Origin of the sequence: uncultured Leptotrichia sp., from assembly GCF_938036635.1 — a bacterium.
In the GTDB taxonomy this organism is placed as follows: Bacteria; Fusobacteriota; Fusobacteriia; order Fusobacteriales; family Leptotrichiaceae; genus Leptotrichia; species Leptotrichia hongkongensis.
Genome location: NZ_CALHQO010000276.1, coordinates 1 through 1,203 on the forward strand (window position 1 = coordinate 1; position 1,203 = coordinate 1,203).

The following is a 1,203-nucleotide window of genomic DNA, read 5'->3' on the forward strand; positions in this document are numbered from 1 at the left end:
ATAAGTTCTGGAACTTTATCTAACTTGACTGTGCTTAAAATGGGTGCTAAATCAACACTTCTTTATGGAGATACAGGATCGAAAGTAAAAGTTGATGATGATATTGACATGACAACATATTCAAATGTTGATAAAACAGCCCAGTTTTTAGTATCTAATCAGGGTACTGCCACAATTAACAGCGGAAAAACGATTAAATCTAATTTGAAGACTACAGTTTCAGGACTAAGTGGAGCCAATATAAAAAATGAAGGTACAATTGATATGACAGCAACTGAGGAAGCTGTAGGTATTTATTTAAAGGCATCTACAGGAACGAATGAATCCTCAGGGACAATTACTGTGGGAGAGAAAAAATCAATTGGGATTTATGGAATAGAAAATTCTACATTGAAAAATAAAGGTACAATTGAGACAAAAGGAGAATCCTCTGTAGGGATGCTTGGAGATAAAAGTACGATAGAAAATGCTTCAGGAGGAACTATAACTACGGAGAAAGAAAAATCGGCAGGAATTTATGGAGCTAATGAATCTACGATTAAGAATGAAGGTACAATAACTGCCAAGGAAACTGAATCAGCCGGAGTTTATGCAGATGACAGCCAAGTTACAAATGCTTCAGGAGGAACTATAAGTACTGAAAAAGGAAAATCGGCAGGAATTTATGGTGTATTTTCAAAAACAAACAAAATTGAAAATTCGGGAACTATAAATGTAGGGACAGCATCTTCTCCAGGTACTGAAACTCAAGGAGTGGGAATCTATGCCCAGCTAAAAGCAGGAGCTGCAGGAAGTTTAACCGTAGAAAATAAAGACAAGATAGAAATCAGCATAAAGGATTCAATTGGGATTTATGCTCAGAATGAAACTGGGGATGACAACAAAATTGTTGTTACGAATGAAAAGGATATTGTCTCAACATCAAATGCTGACGGAGCAATTGGGATAATGGCGAAACAGTCTAAAGTTACTAATGCGGCTGCAGGTAAAATAGAGCTGGAAGGAAAAACATCTGTAGGAATTTACGGAACAGTCAAGTCTGTACTTCAAAATCTCGGAACTATTCATCTTAAAAATACAGCAAATGACTCAAAATCAGTCGGAATGCTGTCGGATGGAAAAACTATCACGAATGATGGAACTATTAAGATGAGCGGACGGCGCGGACGGGAGTAGGCGTGCTCGCGCAGCAGGTGGGCGTAG

1 pseudogene is annotated in these 1,203 nt (G+C 38.0%); it reads left to right on the forward strand.

Annotated features, from left to right (window positions below):
- Positions 1-1,176: pseudogene (locus tag Q0370_RS05360) on the forward strand (hypothetical protein); the annotation flags it as partial.
- Positions 1,177-1,203 lie beyond the last annotated feature (27 nt).